Origin of the sequence: Streptomyces sp. 2P-4, assembly GCF_030167965.1 — a bacterium.
Classification (GTDB): domain Bacteria; phylum Actinomycetota; class Actinomycetes; order Streptomycetales; family Streptomycetaceae; genus Streptomyces; species Streptomyces globosus_A.
Genome location: NZ_CP095011.1, coordinates 5,469,331 through 5,485,302 on the forward strand (window position 1 = coordinate 5,469,331; position 15,972 = coordinate 5,485,302).

Below are 15,972 nucleotides of genomic sequence, written 5' to 3' on the forward strand. Positions count from 1 at the left end.
ACGTGAACCTAATGCCGGTGTTCGCCTTTGCGCCATCAGTTCGAGGAATCAGTTTCCAAAGAATCAGGCGGAGTTGAACCGCCGCCGCACGCGGTACGTGCCGTTGTCAGGGGGGACGGCGCGCCCGCTCCCCACCCGGAGGTTGATTTGTCCGTCCCCACTGCACCCGCGTCACAAGGAGAGCCCCCCGTGACCACCGAAGCAGCGCCGCCCCCCGGCGGCGCGGGAACGTCCGCGGCAAGCCCCACCGCCGAAGAGTTCGAGGCCGTCCAGCAAAGCCCCGAGTTCGCCGCCCTGCGCAGCTCCCACCGCTCCTTCGCCTTCCCGCTGACGGCGGCCTTCGTCGCCTGGTACCTGCTGTACGTGCTGCTGTCGAACTACGCGGGCGGCCTCATGGGGACCCGGCTCTTCGGGAACGTCAACGTCGCGCTCGTACTCGGCCTCGGCCAGTTCGCCACGACGTTCCTGATCGCCTGGCTCTACGCGCGCCACGCGGCCGCGAAGCTCGACCCCAAGGCGGACGCCATCAAGGCGCGGATGGAGAGCGGCCGATGAGCACCCACGACCTCGCCGCGGCCTCCCCCGTGCTCGCCTCCGGCGCCGGCGACCACCGGCCGCTGATCATCACCCTCTTCGGGCTGTTCGTCGTCGCCACCCTGATCATCACCGTCTGGGCCGGCCGGCAGACCCGCGGCGCCGCCGACTTCTACGCCGGCGGCCGCCAGTTCACCGGCTTCCAGAACGGCCTGGCCATCTCCGGCGACTACATGTCCGCCGCGTCCTTCCTCGGCATCGCCGGAGCCATCGCCCTCTTCGGCTACGACGGCTTCCTGTACTCCATCGGCTTCCTCGTCGCCTGGCTCGTGGCGCTGCTGCTGGTCGCCGAGCCGCTGCGCAACTCCGGCCGCTACACGATGGGCGACGTCCTCGCCTTCCGGATGCGCCAGCGGCCCGTGCGCACCGCCGCCGGCACCTCCACCATCGTCGTGTCGATCTTCTACCTGCTCGCGCAGATGGCCGGCGCCGGCGTCCTCGTCTCGCTGCTGCTCGGCATCACCAGCGACGGCGGCAAGATCGCGGTGGTCGCCCTGGTCGGCGTCCTGATGATCCTGTACGTGACCATCGGCGGCATGAAGGGCACCACCTGGGTCCAGATGATCAAGGCGGTGCTGCTCATCGCGGGCGCCCTGCTGATCACCTTCCTGGTGCTGCTGAAGTTCGACTTCAACGTCTCCGAGCTGCTCGGCAAGGCCGCCGAGAACAGCGGCCAGGGAGCCGCGTTCCTCGAACCGGGACTCAAGTACGGCCAGGACGCGACGAGCAAGCTGGACTTCCTCTCGCTCGGCCTCGCCCTCGTCCTCGGCACCGCCGGCCTGCCGCACATCCTGATCCGCTTCTACACGGTCCCCACCGCCAAGGCCGCCCGCAAGTCCGTCAACTGGGCCATCGGCATCATCGGCGCCTTCTACCTGATGACGATCGCCCTCGGCTTCGGCGCCGCCGCCCTGCTGGAGCGGACCGACATCATCGCCTCCAACAAGGCCGGCAACACCGCGGCCCCGCTCGTCGCCCAGGAACTCGGCGGCGGCGCCGGCTCCACCGGCGGCGCCGTCCTGCTCGCCGTGATCTCCGCCGTGGCCTTCGCCACCATCCTCGCCGTCGTCGCCGGCCTCACCCTCGCCTCGTCCTCGTCGTTCGCCCACGACCTGTACGTCAACGTGATCCGCAAGGGGCAGGCCACCGAGAAGGAGGAGGTCCGCGCCGCCCGCTGGTCCACCGTCGTCATCGGCGCCGCCGCGATCTTCCTCGGTGCCCTCGCCCGCGACCTCAACGTCGCCGGCCTGGTCGCGCTCGCCTTCGCGGTCGCCGCCTCCGCCAACCTGCCGACGATCCTCTACAGCCTCTTCTGGAAGCGGTTCACCACCCGCGGCGCCCTGTGGTCGATCTACGGCGGCCTCGTCTCCTCCGTCGTCCTGGTGCTCTTCTCCCCGGTCGTCTCGGGCAAGCCCACCTCGATGTTCAAGGACGCCGACTTCTACTGGTTCCCGCTGGAGAACCCCGGCATCGTCTCCATCCCGCTGGGCTTCCTCCTCGGCTGGCTCGGCACCGTCCTGTCCAAGGAGAAGGCCGACCCCGCGAAGTTCGCCGAGCTGGAGGTCCGCTCCCTCACCGGCACCGGAGCGCACTGACCGGCCGCCCGGCGCGGCCGTGTCGTACATCCCTACGACACGGCCGCACCCCACCTCGTCCGATCGGGTATCCCGCCGGATCACCTCTCTCGCGTAGGCTCGACAGCGAGCGCATGCATCCTCCACCCGACGCGGCGCACACCTCTACGAACCGGACAGGGGAGGGGACCCACCGTGCTTCTCGACACCTACGGCCGCGTGGCCACGGACCTGCGCGTCTCGCTCACCGACCGGTGCAACCTGCGCTGCACGTACTGCATGCCCGAAGAAGGCCTGCAATGGCTCGGCAAGTCCGATCTGCTCACCGACGACGAGATCGTCCGGCTGATCCGCATAGCCGTCACCAGCCTCGGCGTCACCGAGGTCCGCTTCACCGGCGGCGAGCCCCTGCTGCGCCCCGGCCTCGTCGGCATCGTCGAGCAGTGCGCGGCCCTGGAGCCCCGCCCGAAGATGTCGCTGACCACCAACGGCATAGGCCTCGCGCGGACCGCCCGCGCACTCAAGGCCGCCGGCCTGGACCGGGTGAACGTCTCCCTGGACACGCTGCGCCCCGACGTCTTCAAGGCCCTCACCCGCCGCGACCGCCACCGCGACGTCCTCGACGGGATGGCCGCCGCCCGCGACGCCGGCCTGACCCCCGTCAAGGTCAACGCCGTCCTGATGCCCGGCCTCAACGACGACGAGGCCCCCGACCTGCTGGCCTGGGCCCTCGCCCACGACTACGAGCTCCGCTTCATCGAGCAGATGCCGCTGGACGCGCAGCACGGCTGGAAGCGCGACGGGATGATCACCGCCGGGGACATCCTGGAGTCCCTGCGCACCCGCTTCACGCTGACCGCGGAAGGCGCCGAGGAGCGCGGCTCCGCACCCGCCGAGCGCTGGCTCGTCGACGGCGGCCCGGCCACCGTCGGCGTCATCGCCTCCGTGACCAGGCCCTTCTGCAGCGCCTGCGACCGCACCCGGCTCACCGCCGACGGCCAGGTCAGGACGTGCCTGTTCGCCACCGAGGAGTCGGACCTGCGCGGAGCCCTGCGCTCCGGGGGGAGCGACGAGGAGATCGCCGGCCTGTGGAAGGCGGCGATGTGGGGCAAGAAGGCCGGCTCCGGCCTCGACGACCCGTCCTTCCTCCAGCCCGACCGCCCCATGTCGGCGATCGGCGGCTGACCCGCCACCAGGCGCTACCGCCGCTCCGAGCCCTCCGGCTGCACCCACTCGCCGAGCGCCACCACGTCCTTGAGGAAGCCGCGCACCCCCAGGAACTGCGACAGGTGCTCGCGGTGCTCCTCGCAGGCGAGCCACGTCTTGCGCCGCTCCGGCGTGTGCAGCTTCGGGTTGTTCCAGGCCAGCACCCAGACGGCCGCGGCACGGCAGCCCTTGGCGGAGCAGGTGGGGACGTCGGGGGCGCCGGGCGCGTCAGGGGTGATCACGGCACAACCCTACAAACCGGCCCCGGGAAATGGCGACGCCGAGCAGCCACGGGGGGAGCTGCCCGGCGTCGGTCCGTCGCTCCGACGGGGGATGCGGAGCGCGTAGGCAGTATGTCACGCAGGACCCGGTGCGGTGCACCGGAACCTCATGATTGATCTGAGCTATTCCTGAGGTTTCCCGCCTCCAGCGCCGGACGCGCAGGTGAGGGGATGAAGTGCGACGGCAGCTTCGGCGCCGACTCACGCCCGGCGTTCGCGATGACCACCGCCACGTACGGCAGCAGCGCGCCCGCCACGAGCGTCACCACCGCCACATGGCGCTCCACGTTCCACAGGAGCACCGTCGCCACGACCGACAGGGTCCTGATCACCATCGAGATCACGTACCGGCGCTGCCTGCCGCGCACGTCCTCGTCGAGGCCCAGCCGGGCCCCCGTGATCCGGAAGACCTCGGTCCCGTTCCGCTTCTTCCGCAGCACGCTCCACCGCCCGATCCGACTCCCGGACGCTCCCGCCCGGTCCCTCCTACGGTACGCCGACCCGCGGGCGGTACGCAGACCGGGTGGCCCCGCCAGGACGCGCCCGACATGCGGGCCGGGGCCGGCGGGCAGAAACTGGGCCCACATGCGCACGACGCGCCCTGAGGAGGCTCGACATGCAGTGGTTGTGGGCGATCATCGTCGGTTTCGTGCTCGGCCTGATCGCGCGGGCGATCCTGCCGGGCAAGCAGCACCAGCCGCTCTGGCTCACCACGCTCTTCGGCATCGCCGGCGCCATCCTCGGCAACGCCGTGGCGGGCTGGATCGGCGTGCGGGAGACCGCGGGCATCGACTGGATCCGGCACCTGCTCCAGCTCGCGGGCGCCGTCCTCATCGTCGGGCTCGGCGACATGATCTACATGTCGCTGCGCGGCGGAAGCAAGCGCACGACCTGACACCCCGGGCGCACACGGCAGGGGCCGGCCCGGACGGAGAGTCCGGACCGGCCCCTGCGCCGCGCCCCGTACGGGCCGGCCGCCTGCCCCAGGTCAGGCGCCGGTGACCTCGACCGCAGCCAGGTTCTTCTTGCCCCGGCGCAGCACCAGCCAGCGCCCGTGCAGCAGGTCCGACGCATCCGGGACCGCGTCCTCGGCGGTCACCTTCGCGTTGTTCACGTAGGCGCCGCCCTCCTTCACGGTGCGGCGGCCGGCCGACTTGCTCGCGACCAGGCCGGTCTCCGCGAACAGGTCCACGACCGGGGCGAGCCCGGCCACCTTGGCGTGCGGCAGCTCGGACAGGGCCGCGGCCAGCGTGGCCTCGTCCAGGTCAGCCAGCTCGCCCTGCCCGAACAGCGCCTTGGACGCGGCGATGACCGCGGCGCACTGGTCGGCGCCGTGCACCAGCGTCGTCAGCTCCTCCGCCAGCGCGCGCTGCGCGGCACGGGCCTGCGGCCGCTCCGCGGTCTGCGCCTCCAGCTCCTCCAGCTCCTCGCGGGACTTGAAGGACAGGATCCGCATGTAGGTGGAGACGTCCCGGTCGTCCACGTTCAGCCAGAACTGGTAGAACGCGTACGGCGTCGTCATCTCCGGGTCGAGCCAGACGGCCCCGCTCTCGGTCTTGCCGAACTTGGTGCCGTCCGCCTTGACCATCAGCGGCGTCGCCAGCGCGTGGACCTGCGCCTGCGGCTCCAGCTTGTGGATCAGGTCGAGGCCGGCGACCAGGTTGCCCCACTGGTCGGAGCCGCCCTGCTGGAGGGTGCAGCCGTACCGGCGGTACAGCTCCAGGAAGTCCATGCCCTGGAGGAGCTGGTAGCTGAACTCGGTGTAGCTGATGCCCTCCTGCGACTCCAGGCGGCGGGCCACCGAGTCCTTCGTCAGCATCTTGTTGACGCGGAAGTGCTTGCCGATGTCCCGCAGGAACTCGATGGCGGACAGGCCCGCCGTCCAGTCCAGGTTGTTGACCATGACCGCCGCGTTCCCGCCCTCGAAGGACAGGAACGGCTCGATCTGCGTCCGCAGCCGGTTGACCCAGTTCGCCACCGTCTCCGGGTCGTTCAGGGTGCGCTCGGCCGTCGGGCGCGGGTCGCCGATCTGGCCGGTGGCCCCGCCGACCAGCGCCAGCGGCCGGTGCCCGGCCTGCTGGAGCCGGCGCACGGTGAGGACCTGCACCAGGTGCCCGACGTGCAGCGACGCCGCCGTCGGGTCGAAGCCGCAATAGAACGTGACCGGACCGTCCGCGAACGCCTTGCGCAGCGCTTCTTCGTCGGTGGACTGGGCGAACAGCCCGCGCCACTTCAGTTCGTCGACGATGTCCGTCACGGTCGTGACTCTCCTTGAACGAGGTGCAACAGGGTGGTGAAGGGTTTCCCCGCCAGTCTAGGCGGGCGGGGAGCCGCCTCCCGACGGCCGCCCGGCGGCGCCGGAGCCGCCGGGCGGGCGGATGGCGGGCAGGCGCGTACGGTCAGACGCCCTTGCTGACCGAGCTCATGTTGAAGTCCGGGATCCGCAGCGCCGGCATCGCGGCCCGGGTGAACCAGTCGCTCCACTCGCGCGGCAGCGTCTTCTCGGTCCGTCCCGCCTCCGAGGCCCGCGAGAGCAGGTCCACCGGCGACTCGTTGAACCGGAAGTTGTTCACCTCGCCCACGACCTCCCCGTCCTCCACGAGGTAGACGCCGTCCCGGGTCAGGCCGGTCAGCAGCAGCGTCGCCGGGTCGACCTCGCGGATGTACCACAGGCAGGTCAGCAGCAGGCCCCGCTGCGTGCCCGCGACCATCTCCTCCAGCGACTTCTCCCCGCCCCCGTCCAGGACCAGGTTGCCGAAGCCGGGGGAGAGCGGCATGCCCGTGAGGGCCGCGGTGTGCCGGGTCGTCGCCAGCCGGGCCAGCTCGCCGTCCTTGATCCAGTCGGTCGCCGGCACCGGCAGGCCGTTGTCGAAGACCGACGCGTCGTCGCCCGAGCTGTGCGCGATCACGAACGGCGCCGACTCCAGCCCCGGGGCGTTCGGGTCGCTGCGCAGGGTCAGCGGCAGCCGGGACAGACGCTCACCGAGCCGGGTGCCGCCGCCCGGCTTGGAGAACACCGTCCGGCCCTCCACCGCGTCCCGCGCCGCCGCCGACCACATCTGGTAGATCAGCAGGTCCGCCACCGCCGTCGGCGGGAGCAGCGTCTCGTACCGGCCCGCCGGCAGGTCGTGGCGGCGCGCCGCCCAGCCCAGGCGCACGGCGAGCTCCGCGTCCAGCGCGAGCGGGTCCACGTCCTTGAAGTCCCGGGTGCCGCGGCCGGCCCACGCCGAGCGCTGCCGGTCCGGGGACTTCGCGTTGAGCTCCAGCGTGCCGTTCGGCTGGTCGTGCCGCAGCCGCAGCCCGGTCGAGGTGCCGACGTACGTGGAGACCAGCTCGTGGTTGGCGAAGCCGTACAGCTCGCGGCCGCCCGCCCGGGCCCGGGCGAAGGCCTCGCCGAGCGCCGGAGCGAAGTCCGCGAAGACCGACGAGGAGGTCTCGGCCGGGGCGTCGGCGAAGTCCGGCGAGGCGGGCGTGCCCGTGACCAGCGGCTGCGCGTCCTCCGCGGGGCCCGCGTCGCGCGCGGCGGCCTCGGCTGCCCGGACCAGTGGCTCCAGGTCGTCGGCGGTGACGGCCGCGCGCGACACGACCCCCGAGGCGGTGCCCTCCCGCCCGTCGACCGTGGCGATGACGGTCAGCGTGCGGCCGCGGGTCACGCCGTTGGTGGTGAGCGTGTTGCCGGCCCAGCGCAGGTTGGCCGTCGACTCCTCGTCGGCGATGACGATGCAGCCGTCGGCGGTGGACAGCTCCAGGGCCCGCTCGACGATCTCGTGCGGCTTCGTGCGGTTCGAGGTCATCAGCGACCGGCCTCCTGGGTGGTGTTCAAGATGTTCACGTCGCGGAACAGCGCGGACGGACAGCCGTGGGAGACGGAGGCGACCTGGCCCGGCTGCGCCTTGCCGCAGTTGAAGGCGCCGCCCAGGACGTAGGTCTGCGGGCCGCCGACCTTCTCCATGGACCCCCAGAACTCGGTGGTCGTCGCCTGGTACGCGACGTCGCGCAGCTGGCCGGCCAGCCTGCCGTTCTCGATCCGGTGGAAGCGCTGCCCCGTGAACTGGAAGTTGTAGCGCTGCATGTCGATCGACCAGGAGCGGTCGCCGACGACGTAGATGCCGCGCTCCACCCCGCCGATCAGGTCCTCCGTCGACAGCCCGCCCGGGTCCGGCTGGAGCGAGACGTTCGCCATGCGCTGGACGGGGACGTGTCCGGGGGAGTCGGCGAAGGCGCAGCCGTTGGACCGCCCCAGGCCGGTCAGCTTCGCGATGCGCCGGTCCAGCTGGTAGCCGACCAGGGTGCCCTCGCGGACCAGGTCCCAGCTCTGCGCCTCGACGCCCTCGTCGTCGTAGCCGATGGTGGCCAGGCCGTGCTCGGCGGTGCGGTCGCCGGTCACGTTCATGATCGACGAGCCGTACCTGAGCTTGCCGAGCTGGTCGAACGTGGCGAAGGAGGTCCCCGCGTACGCCGCCTCGTAGCCGAGCGCCCGGTCCAGCTCGGTGGCGTGCCCGATCGACTCGTGGATGGTGAGCCACAGGTTGGAGGGGTCGACCACGAGGTCGTAGCGGCCCGCCTCGACGCTGGGCGCGCGCATCTTCTCGGCGAGCAGCTCCGGGATCTGCTCCAGCTCGGCGTCCCAGTCCCAGCCGGTGCCGGTCAGGTACTCCCAGCCGCGGCCGACGGGCGGCGCGATGGTCCGCATGGAGTCGAAGCCGCCGGTCTGCCCGTCCACGGCGACCGCGGTGAGCTGCGGGTGGACCCGCACCCGCTGCTGGGTGGTCACGGTGCCGGCCGTGTCCGCGTAGAACTTGTTCTCGTGCACGGCGAGCAGCGAGGCGTCCACGTGCGCCACGCCGTCCGCGGCGAGCAGGCGGGAGCTCCAGTCGGCCAGCAGGGCGGCCTTCTCGGCGTCCGGGACGGAGAAGGGGTCCACCTCGTACGAGGAGATCCACGTCTTGTCGGCGTGCACCGGCTCCTCGGCCAGCTCGACCCGCTCGTCGGACCCGGCGGCCTTGATGACCTGCGCGGACAGCTTCGCCATGGCGACTGCCTGGGACGCCACGCGCGCCGCGCCGTCCATCGTCAGGTCCACGCCGGAGGCGAACCCCCAGGCACCGCCGTGCACCACGCGGACCGCGTACCCCAGGTCCGTGGTGTCGGACCCGCCGGAGGGCTTGGCGTCCCGCAGCCGCCAGGACGCGCTGCGGATCCGCTCCAGCCGGAAGTCGGCATGCTCGGCGCCCAGCGCGCGGGCCCGGGCGAGCGCCGCGTCGGCGAGCGCCCGCAGGGGCAGCGCGGTGAAGGCCGCGTCGATGGAATGGGGCACGGAATTCCTCCCGAGGTCGGGGCCGGTCCCCCTGATCATGGCGCGCCCGGGGCTTTTGTGCCTACCCCTTTCTGTAGGGACTCGACAGAGCCCGTCGCACGGCCCTGTGGGACATCGATTCTCCGCATTCCCTGCGGGGCCTATAGGTTTCTGGTACTCAGACCGCTAGTCGAAAGGGTGATCCGTTGAGCCGCTCGGTTCTCGTCACCGGAGGAAACCGGGGCATCGGCCTCGCCATCGCCCGCGCCTTCGCACAGGCCGGCGACAAGGTCGCGGTCACGTACCGCTCGGGCGAGCCGCCGGAGGAGCTCACCGCACTCGGCGTCCTGGCGGTCCGCTGCGACATCACCGACTCCGAGCAGGTGGAGCAGGCCTACAAGGAGATCGAGGACGCCCACGGCGCCGTCGAGGTGCTGGTGGCCAACGCCGGCATCACCAAGGACACGCTCCTGATGCGCATGTCCGAGGACGACTTCACCTCGGTGGTCGACACCAACCTCACCGGCACCTTCCGCGTCGTCAAGCGCGCCAACCGCGGCATGCTGCGCGCCAAGAAGGGCCGCGTCGTCCTGATCTCCTCGGTCGTGGGCCTCCTCGGCTCCGCCGGACAGGCCAACTACGCGGCCTCCAAGGCGGCGCTGGTCGGCTTCGCCCGCTCGCTCGCCCGCGAGCTGGGATCCCGCAACATCACCTTCAACGTCGTCGCGCCCGGTTTCGTGGACACCGACATGACGAAGGTGCTCACCGACGAGCAGCGCGCGGCCATCGTGGCGAACGTGCCGCTCGCCCGCTACGCGCAGCCCGAGGAGATCGCGGCAGCGGTCAGCTTCCTGGCGTCCGACGACGCCGCGTACATCACCGGAGCCGTCATTCCCGTTGACGGCGGATTGGGCATGGGTCACTGATCACCATGAGCGGAATCCTCGAGGGCAAGCGGATCCTCGTCACCGGCGTGCTGATGGAGTCCTCCATCGCCTTCCACGTCGCCAAGCTGGCCCAGGAGCAGGGGGCCGAGGTCATCCTCACCGCGTGGCCGCGGCCCACCCTGACCGAGCGCATCGCCAAGAAGCTCCCGAAGCCGGTCAAGGTCATCGAGCTCGACGTCACGAACGACGAGCACCTGGGCCGCCTGGAGCAGCTGGTCCGCGACGAGCTCGGCGGCCTCGACGGCGTCGTCCACTCGATCGGCTTCGCCCCGCAGGACGCCCTCGGCGGCAACTTCCTGAACACCCCGTTCGAGTCGGTCGCCACCGCCATGCACGTCTCGGCGTTCTCGCTGAAGTCGCTGACCATGGCCTGCAAGCCGCTGTTCCCGGCGGAGGGCGCGGCGGTCGTCGGCCTGACCTTCGACGCGCAGTTCGCCTGGCCGCAGTACGACTGGATGGGCCCGGCCAAGGCCGCCCTGGAGGCCACCAGCCGCTACCTCGCCCGCGACCTGGGCAAGGAGAACATCCGCTGCAACCTGGTCTCGGCCGGCCCCCTCGGCTCCATGGCCGCGAAGTCCATCCCGGGCTTCGGCGAGCTGGCGGACACCTGGAACCACCGCTCCATGCTGGAGTGGGACATGAGCGACCCGGAGCCGGCGGGCCGCGGCGTCGTCGCGCTGCTGTCGGACTGGTTCCCGAAGACCACGGGCGAGATCGTCCACGTGGACGGCGGCCTGCACGCCATGGGTGCCTGAGCACCCGGCCGCACCATCCGAACGGCGGCGGCCGCGCTTCCCCGAGGGGAGGCGCGGCCGCCGCCGTTCGGGCGTACAGGCCCGGGGGAAGGGGGCGCCCGGCGAACGCACGTACGCCCGCCGACCGGATCTTCCCGAGTCGAAAACCGGGACAGAACCCGGCAAACTGACCGGGCCGGGATCTTCCCGGATCCTGCTGCGGGGAGGAGGTGCGGGCGTGCACGCGAGGCCGAGCCGGGCAGTACTGCTGCTGGTCACCCCGGTGGCCCTGGCCGCCCTCCTCGTCCCCGGGACGCCCGCGCCGCCCGCGGGGCCGCGTTCGGCGCCGGTGCCCGCCACCGCGGACTCCGCCGTCGTCGACCTCGACGACATCCCCGTCGAACCGCCCGTCCGGCCCGCCCCGCCCGCCGCCGAGCTCTTCGGCGCCGACTGCGACACCGTCATCGAGGGCTCACTGGTGACCGCGCACTGCCAGAACGGCTACCCCGAGACCGACCACCTGCGGCTGCACGTCGAATGCGACCGCTGGTGGGACCTCGACGGCGACGGCGCCGCCGTACCGCTCGACCCGGCAGGCCGGGTCGAACTCGTGGGCCGCTGCTGGAAGGAGGTCCGCTCCGCCTGGATCACCCACGGGCGGGCCTGACCGCCCCGCGGCCCCGCGGCCCTGCTACGTCCGCGGTTCCGGCCGGCCGCCGCCCAGGCAGGCGTACGGGTACCCGGCCGCCTCCGCGGCCGCCGCGTCCCCGTCGCCCCGCCGGATCGCCTCGATCAGCCGCGCGTGGTCCAGGTGCGCCGACGGCTCCAGCACCGTCCCCACGTCCGTGCGGAGCCACTCCGCGACCAGGTCGCCGAGGTCCGCGTACAGCTCGACGAGCACCTCGTTGTGCGAGGCGGCGACCACCGCCATGTGCAGGGCGACGTCCGCCGCGACGAACAGCCCGGCGTCCCCGCTCGCCCAGGCCTCCTCGCGGCGCGCCAGCAGCGCGTCCAGCTGGGCCATGTCCCGGTCGGTGCGCCGCTCGGCCGCCAGCCGGGCGCCCGAGGACTCCAGCGTCGAGCGGAGCTCCGCGACGTGCCGCGGGTCGGCCCCGGCGAAGCGGCGGTGCATCACCCCGGCCAGCTCGCTGGTGGCGAGGACGTACGTCCCCGAACCCTGCCGGATGTCGAGGAGTCCGTTGTGCGCGAGGGCCCGGACGGCCTCGCGCACGGTGTTGCGGGCGACGCCGAGCAGCTCGACGAGCTCCGGCTCGGTGGGGATCCGGGAGCCGACCGGCCACTCCCCGGAGGTGATCTGGTTCCTGAGCTGGGCGATCACCTGGTCGACCAGGGCGGATCGGCGGGGCGAGGTCAGCGGCATCCGGACGGGGTCCTCTCGGTCCGCTCCGGCAGGGGACAGTCAATCATCCCATGATTCTATGATGGACCCATGCCCGACGACCACACCCGCACCCCGAACACTGCGAACACCCCGAACGGCCCGAGCACCCTGGCCGCCCCGAGACGGCACCCCGCCCCGCCCGCCCAGCGCGCCGCCTCCGCCCCCCGGCCCGCCGCCCCCTCCGCGGAGCCCGCACAGCCAGGCTGGCTCGGCCCCGTCCTCGTCCTCGGCATCGTCCTGGCCGCCCTCAACCTGCGCCCTGCCATCACCAGCCTCGGCGCCCTCTTCGAAGAGGCCCGCACCGGCCTCGGCATGAACGGCACCGTCGCCGGACTGATCACCTCCGTCCCGGCCCTCTGCTTCGCCGTCTTCGGCATCACCGCGCCCCGCCTCTCCCGCCGCTTCGGGCCCGCCGCCGTCGTCTGCGCCGGCATGGCAGCCGTCGCCGCCGGACTGCTGATCCGCCCCTTCGCGCAGGGAGCCGCCGGCTTCCTCGCCGCCAGCGCCCTGTCCCTGGCCGGCATCGCCCTGACGAACGTCCTGCTGCCCGTCATCGTCAAGCGCTGGTTCCCCGACCGCGTCGGCACCATGACCGGCCTGTACTCCATGGCCCTCGCCATCGGCACCTCCCTCGCCGCCGCCGCGACCGTGCCCCTGACCTCCGCCCTCGGCGGCAACTGGCGCACCGGCCTGCTCGTCTGGGCGCTCCCCGCCGCCGCGGCCGTCCTGCCCTGGCTGCCGATCGCCGCCGCCGCGCGCCGCGACCGGCGCCGGGCCGCCGCCGGGGGCGGGGCGCCCGCGCCCCGGACCGGCCCCTCCGTCGTCCGCAGCCGCACCGCCTGGGCCCTCGCCGGCTACTTCGGCCTCCAGGCCACCGGCGCGTACGTCACCATGGGCTGGCTGCCGCAGATCTTCCGCGACGCCGGGGTCTCCGCCGGCTCCGCGGGCGTCCTGCTCGCCGTCACCATGGTCATGGGCGTACCGCTCGCCTTCGTCATCCCGGGCCTGGCCGGCCGCATGCGCAACCAGGGCGCCATCGCCGCGGTCCTCGGCGCCTTCGGCCTCGCCGGCTACGCCGGCCTCCAGCTCGCCCCCGCCGCCGGAGCCTGGGCCTGGGCGCTGCTCCTCGGCCTCTCCAACTGCGCCTTCCCGCTCGCCATCACCATGATCGGCCTGCGCGCCAGGACCCCGGGCGGCGTCGTACGGCTCTCCGCCTTCGCCCAGTGCACCGGCTACCTCCTCTCCCTGCCCGGCCCCCTCCTCATCGGCGCCCTCTACCAGCACACCGGCGGCTGGGACCTCCCGCTGGCCGTCATGGCCGGCCTCCTCGTCCCGCAGATCGCCCTCGGCGTCCTCGCAGGCCGGGACCGCACCGTCGAGGCCGAATGCGCCGTGCGAGACTGAACGGCATGGATCCCGTACTCGACCCCGACCCGCAGAACGGCCGCAAGATGCTCGGCATCGTCCTCGGGGCCATGCTCGCCATCACCGTGGTCATCGCCGTCATCGCCACCGTCGCCGCCCCCTGACCCGCCGGGGTGGGGCTTGCCCCACCATCCCCTAGGGGGCAGGGTTCAGGGTCGCCTCGGGTGCACCCCTGATGGGCCGCGGCCCTCCGGATCCCTAGATTCGAAGGAGCCAGCCCGTCCCACCCGCACACCCACGGAGGCGGCCCATGTCGGCCCCCACGCGCCCCACCGGATCACGCACCGCCGCCGGCGCCGACGCCCGGCTGCACTGGTGGGCCCTGGCCCTGCCCGTCCTCGCCTTCTGCCTGCTGCTCCTCCTCCCGGCCGGCGCCGGGGAGGCGCAGGCATCCACCGGCGACACCCCCCACCTGCTCCAGGTCGGCCGCGAACTGATGCGCGCCGCCGGCTGACGCACCCGCGCGCCCGCCCGCGCCGCGACGCGCCCCGCCGCCGCACCCGGGCGGCGCGACACCCGGGCCCGCAGGGGCCGATCCGTGGGAAGCTGGGCCCATGAGCGCCGACACACCCCGCAGGATCGCCCTCCTCCGGCACGCCAAGGCCGACTGGCCGGAGGTGTCCGACCACGAACGCCCCCTGGCGGAGCGCGGCCGCCAGGAGGCACCGGCCGCCGGACTGAAGCTGGCCGAGACCGGCATCGCCTTCGACCTGGCCCTCTGCTCCACCGCAGTCCGCACCCGCGAGACATGGAAGCTCGCCGTCCACGAACTGCCCCAGCGCCCCCGGACCGTCTACGAGGAGAGGCTGTACGACGCCTCGCTCGGCGAGCTCATCGCCCTCCTCAACGAGACGTCCGACGAGGTCTGCGACCTCCTCGTGGTCGGGCACAACCCGGGCATGCACGCCCTCGCCGACGCCCTCGCCGGCCGCGCGGAGGGCGACTCCCTCGCCAGGATGGCCCGTACCGGCTTCCCGACAGCAGCGCTCGCCGTCGTCTCCTTCACCGGCTCGTGGAAGTCCGTCGAGCACGGCGTCGGCACGCTGCTGGACTTCTGGACCCCGAAGGACCACTGACCCGCGCAGGACTCCGCGGACACGGAGGGGCCCCGGCGGCCGACCGCCGGGGCCCCTCCACCCCTCCGTCAGGTGAGGCCCGCGGCCTCGACCTCCTCGCGGGTGACGCCGAGCAGGTACAGCACCGTGTCGAGGAACGGCACGTTCACCGCGGTGTGCGCGGCCTCCCGGACCACCGGCTTGGCGTTGAACGCCACCCCCAGCCCGGCCGCGTTCAGCATGTCCAGGTCGTTCGCGCCGTCGCCCACGGCCACCGTCTGCGACAGCGGCACCCCGGCCTCCTCGGCGAAGCGGCGCAGCAGCCGCGCCTTGCCCGCCCGGTCCACGATCTCGCCGGTCACCCGGCCCGTCAGCCGGCCGTCGACGATCTCCAGCGTGTTGGCGGAGGCGAAGTCCAGCCCCAGCCGCTCCTTGAGGTCGTCCGTCACCTGCGTGAACCCGCCGGAGACCACACCCACCTGGTAGCCGAGCTGCTTCAGCGTGCGGATCAGCGTCCTGGCGCCCGGCGTCAGCCGCACCTCCGCGCGCACCTTCTCCACGACCGAGGCGTCGAGCCCGGCCAGCAGCGCCACCCGGGCGTGCAGCGACTGCTCGAAGTCCAGCTCCCCGCGCATGGCCCGCTCGGTCACCTCGGCGACCTCGGCCTCGCAGCCCGCGTGCGCCGCGAACAGCTCGATGACCTCGTCCTGGATGAGCGTGGAGTCCACGTCCATCACGACCAGGCGCTGCGCCCGGCGGTGCAGGCCCGCCGAGACCACCGCCACGTCGACCCCGATGTGCGCGGCGGCCGTGGCCAGCGCGGTGCGCAGCGGCTCGGTCTCGCAGCCGGACACCGCGAACTCGACGGCCGTGACCGGGTACTTCGCGAGCCGGAAAATGCGGTCGATGTTGCCGCCGGTTGCGGTGATCCGGGCCGCTATGGCCGCCGTGGACTCGGCGGTGAGCGGGTGCCCGAGCACGGTGACGTGGGAGCGGCCGCTGCCGCGCGGCAGGTTGTCGCCGGTGCCGGAGAGGATCTCCGCCTGCATCTTGAGGGACTCGGCCCAGCTGTGGACGGTCGCCCGCAGCTCGCCCTCCGTCCCGCCGGCGGGCATGGTGACGAGGGCGCACAGGACGATGCGGCCGCGGGTGACGACCTGCTCGATGTCGACCACGTCGACGGAGTACGCGGCGAGGGTGTCGAACAGCCCGGCGGTGATCCCGGGGCGGTCCTTGCCGAAGATCTTGACGAGGAGGGTGGGGACCTCGGAGGTCTGCGAAGCGCTCATGGTGCTCTCACCGTATCTGCCCGCCCGCCGCAGGTGGACCCCCGTCCCACCCACCGGGACCCCTTTCCCCCGGTCAGCGCGTCGGGCGGGTGGACCGCGGGTGAACGGCGGGCCACGCGGCGCACCGGGCCGGCGGGCGGCCGCCGGGCCCGGCGGCGCGCCCGAGTGT

18 protein-coding genes are annotated in these 15,972 nt (G+C 72.8%); 11 read left to right on the forward strand and 7 right to left on the reverse strand.

Annotation, left to right across the window (positions count from 1 at the left end; genetic code table 11):
* Window positions 1-189: 189 nt before the first annotated feature.
* The 3 genes from MUK52_RS24240 to moaA all read left to right on the forward strand — a co-directional run bounded on the left by MUK52_RS24240 (window position 190) and on the right by moaA (window position 3,353).
* Window positions 190-555, forward strand: coding sequence for a DUF485 domain-containing protein (locus MUK52_RS24240; protein ID WP_114057016.1), 366 nt, complete (start codon window positions 190-192; stop codon window positions 553-555).
* A complete protein-coding gene (locus tag MUK52_RS24245) occupies window positions 552-2,189 on the forward strand; it encodes a monocarboxylic acid transporter (protein ID WP_114057015.1) in 1,638 nt (545 codons plus the stop codon). The genes MUK52_RS24240 and MUK52_RS24245 overlap by 4 nt, the downstream gene beginning before the upstream one ends.
* A gap of 174 nt (window positions 2,190-2,363) precedes the next feature.
* Window positions 2,364-3,353 carry a GTP 3',8-cyclase MoaA gene (moaA, locus tag MUK52_RS24250; RefSeq protein WP_114057014.1) on the forward strand — a complete coding sequence of 330 codons (990 nt, stop codon included), beginning with the start codon at window positions 2,364-2,366 and terminating at the stop codon, window positions 3,351-3,353.
* A gap of 14 nt (window positions 3,354-3,367) precedes the next feature.
* On the opposite strand, the gene MUK52_RS24255 is transcribed toward moaA, so the two are convergent.
* Window positions 3,368-3,616, reverse strand: coding sequence for a hypothetical protein (locus tag MUK52_RS24255; protein ID WP_114057013.1), 249 nt, complete (start codon window positions 3,614-3,616; stop codon window positions 3,368-3,370).
* Between the two features lie 146 nt (window positions 3,617-3,762).
* Entirely contained in the window at window positions 3,763-4,095 is a 333-nt protein-coding gene (locus MUK52_RS24260; RefSeq protein WP_428985450.1) for a DUF3099 domain-containing protein, read from the reverse strand.
* Between the two features lie 176 nt (window positions 4,096-4,271).
* On the opposite strand from MUK52_RS24260, the gene MUK52_RS24265 reads away from it, so the two are divergent.
* Complete coding sequence (locus MUK52_RS24265; protein ID WP_114057011.1) at window positions 4,272-4,550, forward strand: GlsB/YeaQ/YmgE family stress response membrane protein; 279 nt, start codon at window positions 4,272-4,274, stop codon at window positions 4,548-4,550.
* Between the two features lie 93 nt (window positions 4,551-4,643).
* On the opposite strand, the gene tyrS is transcribed toward MUK52_RS24265, so the two are convergent.
* The 3 genes from tyrS to MUK52_RS24280 form a co-directional block, all read right to left on the reverse strand.
* The gene (gene tyrS / locus MUK52_RS24270) at window positions 4,644-5,912 is read right to left on the reverse strand and encodes a tyrosine--tRNA ligase (protein ID WP_114057010.1); all 1,269 of its coding nucleotides are present in this window, start codon (window positions 5,910-5,912) and stop codon (window positions 4,644-4,646) included.
* Between the two features lie 142 nt (window positions 5,913-6,054).
* Window positions 6,055-7,449 (reverse strand): metallopeptidase TldD-related protein, encoded by a 1,395-nt coding sequence (locus tag MUK52_RS24275; RefSeq protein WP_284579993.1) that lies wholly within the window; start codon window positions 7,447-7,449, stop codon window positions 6,055-6,057.
* Entirely contained in the window at window positions 7,449-8,972 is a 1,524-nt protein-coding gene (locus tag MUK52_RS24280; RefSeq protein ID WP_114057008.1) for a TldD/PmbA family protein, read from the reverse strand. Before MUK52_RS24280 ends, MUK52_RS24275 begins: the two co-directional genes overlap by 1 nt.
* A gap of 185 nt (window positions 8,973-9,157) precedes the next feature.
* Between MUK52_RS24280 and fabG the strand changes: the two genes are divergently transcribed.
* The 3 genes from fabG (at window position 9,158) to MUK52_RS24295 (ending at window position 11,299) form a co-directional block, all read left to right on the forward strand.
* A complete protein-coding gene (fabG, locus tag MUK52_RS24285) occupies window positions 9,158-9,877 on the forward strand; it encodes a 3-oxoacyl-[acyl-carrier-protein] reductase (protein ID WP_114057007.1) in 720 nt (239 codons plus the stop codon).
* Between the two features lie 5 nt (window positions 9,878-9,882).
* A complete protein-coding gene (gene fabI / locus MUK52_RS24290; RefSeq protein WP_114057006.1) occupies window positions 9,883-10,653 on the forward strand; it encodes an enoyl-ACP reductase FabI in 771 nt (256 codons plus the stop codon).
* A 217-nt stretch (window positions 10,654-10,870) separates the two neighbouring features.
* Window positions 10,871-11,299: a hypothetical protein gene (locus tag MUK52_RS24295; RefSeq protein WP_246042653.1), complete on the forward strand. Its 429-nt coding sequence runs from the start codon at window positions 10,871-10,873 to the stop codon at window positions 11,297-11,299.
* Between the two features lie 24 nt (window positions 11,300-11,323).
* Here the strand turns inward: MUK52_RS24295 and MUK52_RS24300 are convergent, their stop codons facing one another.
* On the reverse strand, window positions 11,324-12,013 hold the full coding sequence (locus MUK52_RS24300; RefSeq protein WP_114057005.1) for a FadR/GntR family transcriptional regulator: 690 nt from the start codon (window positions 12,011-12,013) through the stop codon (window positions 11,324-11,326).
* Between the two features lie 69 nt (window positions 12,014-12,082).
* Between MUK52_RS24300 and MUK52_RS24305 the strand changes: the two genes are divergently transcribed.
* The 4 genes from MUK52_RS24305 (at window position 12,083) to MUK52_RS24320 (ending at window position 14,535) form a co-directional block, all read left to right on the forward strand.
* A complete protein-coding gene (locus MUK52_RS24305; protein WP_284579998.1) occupies window positions 12,083-13,438 on the forward strand; it encodes a CynX/NimT family MFS transporter in 1,356 nt (451 codons plus the stop codon).
* A gap of 5 nt (window positions 13,439-13,443) precedes the next feature.
* Entirely contained in the window at window positions 13,444-13,563 is a 120-nt protein-coding gene (locus tag MUK52_RS24310; protein ID WP_281277954.1) for an SGM_5486 family transporter-associated protein, read from the forward strand.
* A 146-nt stretch (window positions 13,564-13,709) separates the two neighbouring features.
* The gene (locus MUK52_RS24315; RefSeq protein WP_114057003.1) at window positions 13,710-13,913 is read left to right on the forward strand and encodes a hypothetical protein; all 204 of its coding nucleotides are present in this window, start codon (window positions 13,710-13,712) and stop codon (window positions 13,911-13,913) included.
* Between the two features lie 100 nt (window positions 13,914-14,013).
* The gene (locus tag MUK52_RS24320) at window positions 14,014-14,535 is read left to right on the forward strand and encodes a SixA phosphatase family protein (protein WP_114057002.1); all 522 of its coding nucleotides are present in this window, start codon (window positions 14,014-14,016) and stop codon (window positions 14,533-14,535) included.
* Between the two features lie 68 nt (window positions 14,536-14,603).
* On the opposite strand, the gene serB is transcribed toward MUK52_RS24320, so the two are convergent.
* Complete coding sequence (gene serB / locus MUK52_RS24325) at window positions 14,604-15,803, reverse strand: phosphoserine phosphatase SerB (RefSeq protein WP_114057001.1); 1,200 nt, start codon at window positions 15,801-15,803, stop codon at window positions 14,604-14,606.
* Between the last annotated feature and the right edge of the window lie 169 nt (window positions 15,804-15,972).